At 64.3% G+C, this 5,238-nt stretch carries 8 protein-coding genes; 4 read left to right on the top strand and 4 right to left on the bottom strand.

All coding sequences use genetic code 11. The features are described from left to right. The coding region (locus EOA38_RS27165; protein ID WP_127300675.1) for a formate--tetrahydrofolate ligase at positions 1 to 154 on the top strand (154 nt) is incomplete at its 5' end. Between the two features lie 70 nt (positions 155 to 224). On the opposite strand, the gene EOA38_RS27170 is transcribed toward EOA38_RS27165, so the two are convergent. The 3 genes from EOA38_RS27170 to EOA38_RS27180 form a co-directional block, all read right to left on the bottom strand. Further along, positions 225 to 1,538 carry a hypothetical protein gene (locus tag EOA38_RS27170; protein ID WP_127300676.1) on the bottom strand — a complete coding sequence of 438 codons (1,314 nt, stop codon included), beginning with the start codon at positions 1,536 to 1,538 and terminating at the stop codon, positions 225 to 227. Positions 1,539 to 1,555: 17 nt separating this feature from the next. After that, positions 1,556 to 1,852 carry a hypothetical protein gene (locus tag EOA38_RS27175; protein WP_127300677.1) on the bottom strand — a complete coding sequence of 99 codons (297 nt, stop codon included), beginning with the start codon at positions 1,850 to 1,852 and terminating at the stop codon, positions 1,556 to 1,558. A gap of 82 nt (positions 1,853 to 1,934) precedes the next feature. Next, positions 1,935 to 2,576: a cysteine hydrolase family protein gene (locus EOA38_RS27180; RefSeq protein WP_127300678.1), complete on the bottom strand. Its 642-nt coding sequence runs from the start codon at positions 2,574 to 2,576 to the stop codon at positions 1,935 to 1,937. A 126-nt stretch (positions 2,577 to 2,702) separates the two neighbouring features. Here EOA38_RS27180 and EOA38_RS27185 point away from each other — a divergent pair, with 126 nt between their 5' ends. Then, complete coding sequence (locus EOA38_RS27185; protein ID WP_126092319.1) at positions 2,703 to 3,695, top strand: helix-turn-helix domain-containing protein; 993 nt, start codon at positions 2,703 to 2,705, stop codon at positions 3,693 to 3,695. A gap of 17 nt (positions 3,696 to 3,712) precedes the next feature. Here the strand turns inward: EOA38_RS27185 and EOA38_RS27190 are convergent, their stop codons facing one another. After that, positions 3,713 to 4,270, bottom strand: a complete 558-nt coding sequence (locus tag EOA38_RS27190; RefSeq protein WP_126092318.1) for a sugar O-acetyltransferase — start codon at positions 4,268 to 4,270, stop codon at positions 3,713 to 3,715. A 236-nt stretch (positions 4,271 to 4,506) separates the two neighbouring features. On the opposite strand from EOA38_RS27190, the gene EOA38_RS27195 reads away from it, so the two are divergent. Continuing rightward, complete coding sequence (locus EOA38_RS27195) at positions 4,507 to 4,968, top strand: DUF4126 domain-containing protein (RefSeq protein ID WP_126092317.1); 462 nt, start codon at positions 4,507 to 4,509, stop codon at positions 4,966 to 4,968. Then, positions 4,965 to 5,238, top strand: a 274-nt coding sequence (locus EOA38_RS27200) for an FAD-dependent oxidoreductase (protein WP_189434927.1), incomplete at its 3' end; no start/stop codon positions are given. The genes EOA38_RS27195 and EOA38_RS27200, both read left to right, overlap by 4 nt.

The following is a 5,238-nucleotide window of genomic DNA, read 5'->3' on the forward strand; positions in this document are numbered from 1 at the left end:
CACCGTGCCGGTGCGCGAGGTCAGGCTTTCGGCCGGCGCCGGCTTCGTCGTCATCATCTGCGGCGAGATCATGACCATGCCGGGCCTGCCCAAGGCGCCGTCCTCGGAAAAAATCTTCCTCAACGAGGCGGGCCAGATCGAAGGCCTGTTCTAAACATCTATCGAGCTGAAAATGACCAAGGGCGCCGCGCTGCCGCGGCGCCCTTTTTTCTTGCTCGGATTTCTCAACCCACCGTCGAGGAACCGAACTTCTTGATGCCCGCGACCGACATGCTGACGAACTGGTCGAGGATGGTGAAGAAGATGTCCAGGCTGAAGCCGAACAGGAAGGCGAAGGTGAACAGGCTGAAGCCTATTCCAGTGACCTCGCCGCCGAGCTTGGTTCCCGGCGCCATGAACCATGCGAGGATCATGCCGGCCAGCGCGCCAAGCGCGATGCGATGGATGAGCCGGGCCAGCGTTGGGTTGGGTAAGAGCGGGTTCAGGATCATGCGCATGTGGAACATGATCCCGCCGAGAGCGCCGTAGAGTGCGGGCAGGATCCACAACGCATAGGGGCTGAGGACCTCGCTGAGGGTCTTGGCCTGCAGTGTCAGCGTCGAAATCGAATTCGGCGTGATGGTGATGACGCCTTCGCATTGCAGGCTGCGCGTCGCTTCGTCGAAATCGGCGTTCACATCCTCCGCCAGGCCTGCCGTGTCCGTGGCGCTGACGACCTGTGTTCTGCCTTGAGCGTTGCCGCCGTTCTTGCAGTCGAAATCCGACTGCTTTAGCGGCTGACTGCTCCCGGCCTCGCCGTCTTGCCTTGCGGGCGCGACTTCCTGGCCGCAGAACTGGTTTATGGCCATCTGCCGGGGGCTCGGAAAAGCCGTCGATGCCCCCGCACCGGCTGGCGAGGTGGAAAGCTTGCAGTAGGTCCACTGCATGCCCCAGATCGGGAATGGTGCCTCCTGCGTCATGAAGCCTTGCGCCCTTACCAACAGCGAGGAAAAACGTTGGTCGAGCGAATGCAGGCTGTCGACGGAATTGTAATACGCGTCCTTCAGCAACGTCAGGTCGGTCGTCGAGGCCTGCTGGGTCGTGGCTGAGCTCAGTTGCCTCTTCGTCGCCCAGACCTGCCTTATCGATTGTCCGAAGCGGGCGCTGAAATCGTTGTTGTCGATCTCCTGCAGCTCGGCATTGATCGAAACGCCTCTGTTGTAGACATAGGTGAGCTTGCCGATGACGATCATCATCGTCACCGACAGGGCGACGAGAAAATAGGTCGCGACGGCGGTCCGGCGCGACATGTCGCCGGGCGACCAGCCCGACCGCAAGGCCGCCAGGGTGGAAAAAGGCACGGTGGCTGAGCAATCGTTCAGTATTGTCTGGAGATTGACCACAGCAGGTTGGCTGGCGGTGGCATCATCGAGCTTTTCGGCATCGCCGATGGCTGCGAACAGAGCGCTGTCCTTGAATATGCCGTAGCGGCCGTAGCTGGCGACAAGCTTCGCGTCCGCAAGCAGGCCGGAAACAAGGGGATCTTTGGATGTCGTCATCGTAGCCCCTCGGACGACTAACCAAGGTAGCCCGGTACGAAACCGTACTGGGACGGGCATCCACAGGCGTAGCCGGGAGGCCCGGGCGGCTGCGCCCAGCACCAGAAGAACTGGGTGACGCAGATGGTTCCCGGAGCATGCGGGGGAAGTTGCGCGAAGGCGGGCCACGGCAACAGCGCGGCAGCGGCGGCCAGCGCCAGAACAACCACGGTATGTGCAACGCGCGCTTTCACGTCAGCCCCCGGCCAATCGCGCTTGTTCAATGCATCATCATTCTCCAGAAGTGCTGGGCTTACTTCTGTGAAGTGGGTCACGTTTTTCTTTCATTACTTTCTACACCAAGAAAAAGGCGCCGCATTGCTGCAGCGCCTTTTAATCTTCCACACAGGCCCGGTTTTAGGCCGCGTTGCGCGCCAGCGCCCGCTGGTTCGACGCATGGATCGTGTCGCGTTCCGGCAGCGTGCCGGTCCTCAGGCAGTCGATCCATTCGGCGGTCTTCAGCACCGCGGCGAAGCGCGACTGCAACACCACGCTCACCACCCGATGGATGTCCTCGGCCGACGCATAGCCGGCGCGGTTGGCGTAGGGCACAGAACCGCTGGCGTCCGAGAGGAACTCGACCGCAAAGCCCATATGCACGGCGTGGATGATGGTCGACAGATCGCAATTGTGCGTCATGTAGCCGACGACCGCGATCGTATCGATGCCGTTGGCGCGCAGCCAGTCTTCGAGGTCCGTGCCGGTAAAAGCGGAGGGCAGCGTCTTTTCGACATAATGGTCGCGGGCGCGCCTGGCGATTTCGGGATGCAGCTCGCCGCCATGGCTGCCCCTGGCGAAGATCGGCGAGGTCTCCGGCGCCATCTGCTTGACGACGACGATCTTGATGCCGGACGCGGCCGCCGCATCCATGGCGCGCGCCACATTGGCGACGCTGTCGTCGGAGGGCGGATGCTGGATGGCGAGATTGCCGCCGTTGTAGTCGTTCTGGACATCGACGACGACGAGCGCGCGGCGCGGCTGGGTGGCTGGTGCTGGCATGGCGGTTTCCTTTCGACCGGGTTGATGAATGCAAGGCTAGGCCGGACATCCACAAGCAGAAAGTGGCCCGATTGACATTGTTCGAAAGAATTGGGACACTTGACCTAATCCCAAATGGTGTCCGCCATGCGCAATCCGATCATCGCCGCCGTCGCCTTTGACGGCATCAGCCCGTTCCATCTTTCCGTGCCTTGCCTGGTGTTCGGCGCCGACCGCACGAAGCTTGGCCTGCCGCGCTTCGACTTCCGTGTCTGCGCGGCCGAAGAAGGGCCGATCCAGACCGATGCCGGTTTGAGGATTTCGGTCCCGCACGATCTTTCGGCTCTTGACGCGGCCGATATCGTCATCATCCCAAGCTGGAAGGATCTGGAGGCTCCTCTGGCCGCACCGCTCAAGGGTGCGCTCGAACGGGCGCACGAGCGCGGCGCGCTGATCGTCGGCCTGTGCCTCGGCACCTTCGCCATCGCCGCCGCCGGACTTCTTGCCGGACGAAAGGCGACGACGCATTGGGCCTATACCGATCAGCTCAAGGCACTTCACCCCGACATCGCCGTCGATGCGGACGTGCTCTATGTCGATGAAGGCGACATCGTCACCTCCGCCGGCGTCGCCGCCGGATTGGATTGCTGCCTGCACATCGTGCGGGCCCGCTATGGTGCCGAGGCAGCACTTCGGCTCGCCCGCCACGTCGTGCTCTCGCCGCACCGGCAAGGCGGACAGGCCCAGTTCATCGAACGCCCGCTCGCACCGACACCGACCGCCGACCGGTTCGCGAAGGCCCTCGATGAGGTGCTGGCAACGCTCGGCGAGACCCACAGCCTCGACAGCGTCGCCGATGCCGCCGGCCTCACCCGCCGCACCTTCACGCGCCGCTTCCAGAAGACGACCGGCACCAGTTTCGGCGACTGGCTGACCGACCAGCGCGTGGGGCTGGCGCAGCGGCTGCTGGAACAGACGGATAAATCGATGGATATGGTGGCCTTCGAAGCCGGCTTCGGCAGCGCCACGTCGCTGCGTCAGCATTTCGCGGCGCGGCTCAAGACCTCGCCGATGCAGTATCGGCGCGAATTTTCCAGGCACGCGCCGTCGGACCGGGCGGCATACTCGACATTGCTCTAGAAAGACGGCCTTGGCCCTCAGCGCTTCCCGGTCACCCGCGCCGGATTGCCGACAACGGTCGCATTGGCCGGCACGTCGCGTGTCACCACCGCGCCGGCGCCGACGATAGCGCCCTCGCCGATGCCGACGCCGGCAAGGACCACCGCGCTGCCGCCGATCCAGACATTGTCGCCGATCGTCACTGGCTTTGCGATCTCCAGCCCGGCGCGCCGGCCGGCGGCTTCTCGGTGATGCTCGGCGCAGTAGATCTGCACATTCGGCCCAAGCAGCGTGCCCTTGCCGATGCGCACCGGTGCGGTATCGAGGATGGTGCAGCCGGCATTGAGGAAGATGCCTTCGCCGAGGAAGAGGTTGAAGCCGTAAGCGCAGTGAAACGGCGCTTCGATGCGCGCGCCTTCGCCCGCGCCGCCGAGCAGCGCCCGCAAAGCCGGGCCGATATCGCCGCGCTGCCGTGGCGGCAGGCTGTTGTGCTCGAACAGCGCATCGCGGGCGGCAATGCGCAGCGCTTCCAGCTCGGGGTCGATGCAGGTGTACCATTCACCCGCCGCCATCTTCATGCGCTCGCTTGTCGTCATGGCCGCTCCTCCGATGCCGCTGCTGCCAAAGCACAATCCGCCCCTAAAAGCATGTCTCCCGAAGGTGGGAACCGGTTTCGGGACAAAGACATGCGTAAAGTCAAAAACCTAAAGCGCAGGGAGCGAATCTGAAAGATCGCGGCGCGCTTTCGGGAAAAGCCGTGGCCAAACGCCCGGCCTATGCTAGCCTGCTTTGTCGGGACCGTGCGAGGGTCCTGAATTTGAGGGGGTCAATCATGCTTTACATCCTTGCATTGCTGATTGGCGTCGTTGCCGGCCTGCGCGCCATGACGGCGCCGGCGACTGTTGCCTGGGGCGCTTGGCTCGGCTGGTTGCCGGTCGCCGGCACCTGGGCGAGCTTCATGGGGCACTGGATCGCCGTCGGTATCTTCACCATCCTGGCAATCGTCGAACTCGTCACCGATCAATTGCCGTCGACGCCGAGCCGCAAGGTGCCGCAACAGTTCGGCACGCGCATCGTCGTCGGCGCCTTCTGCGGCGCGGTGATCGGCGCGACCGGCGGCGCCACCATCGGCGGCCTGGTCGCCGGCGCGATCGGCGCGGTGATCGGCACGCTGGGCGGCGCCGAAGCGCGTGGCCGGCTGGCCGCCAGCTTCGGCAAGGATCCGCCTGCTGCTTTCATCGAGGATGCCGTGGCGATCATCGGCGGCCTGCTGATCGTGGCGGCCGTCGCATGACCGCGAAGAACTTCGACGCCATCGTCATCGGCGCCGGCCAGGCCGGCACTCCGCTCGCCGGCCGGCTGAACGCAGCCGGCATGAGCGTGGCGCTGATCGAGCGCAAGCTGGTCGGCGGCACCTGCGTCAACACAGGCTGCATCCCGACCAAGACGATGGTGGCAAGCGCCTATGCCGCGCATCTTGCCCGCCGCGCCGCAGACTACGGCGTGACGCTCGGTGGTCCCGTCGGTGTCGACTACAAGGCGATCAAGGCGCGCAAGGACAAGG

It is taken from the genome of Mesorhizobium sp. M1E.F.Ca.ET.041.01.1.1 (assembly GCF_003997355.1).
Classification (GTDB): domain Bacteria; phylum Pseudomonadota; class Alphaproteobacteria; order Rhizobiales; family Rhizobiaceae; genus Mesorhizobium.

Excerpts from the sequence above, each read along its gene's own strand:
- EOA38_RS27170 (WP_127300676.1), bottom strand. The coding sequence starts at position 1,538 with ATGACGACATCCAAAGATCCCCTTGTTTCCGGCCTGCTTGCGGACGCG.
- EOA38_RS27180 (WP_127300678.1), bottom strand. The coding sequence starts at position 2,576 with ATGCCAGCACCAGCCACCCAGCCGCGCCGCGCGCTCGTCGTCGTCGAT.
- EOA38_RS27185 (WP_126092319.1), top strand. The coding sequence starts at position 2,703 with ATGCGCAATCCGATCATCGCCGCCGTCGCCTTTGACGGCATCAGCCCG.
- EOA38_RS27190 (WP_126092318.1), bottom strand. The coding sequence starts at position 4,270 with ATGACGACAAGCGAGCGCATGAAGATGGCGGCGGGTGAATGGTACACC.
- EOA38_RS27195 (WP_126092317.1), top strand. The coding sequence starts at position 4,507 with ATGCTTTACATCCTTGCATTGCTGATTGGCGTCGTTGCCGGCCTGCGC.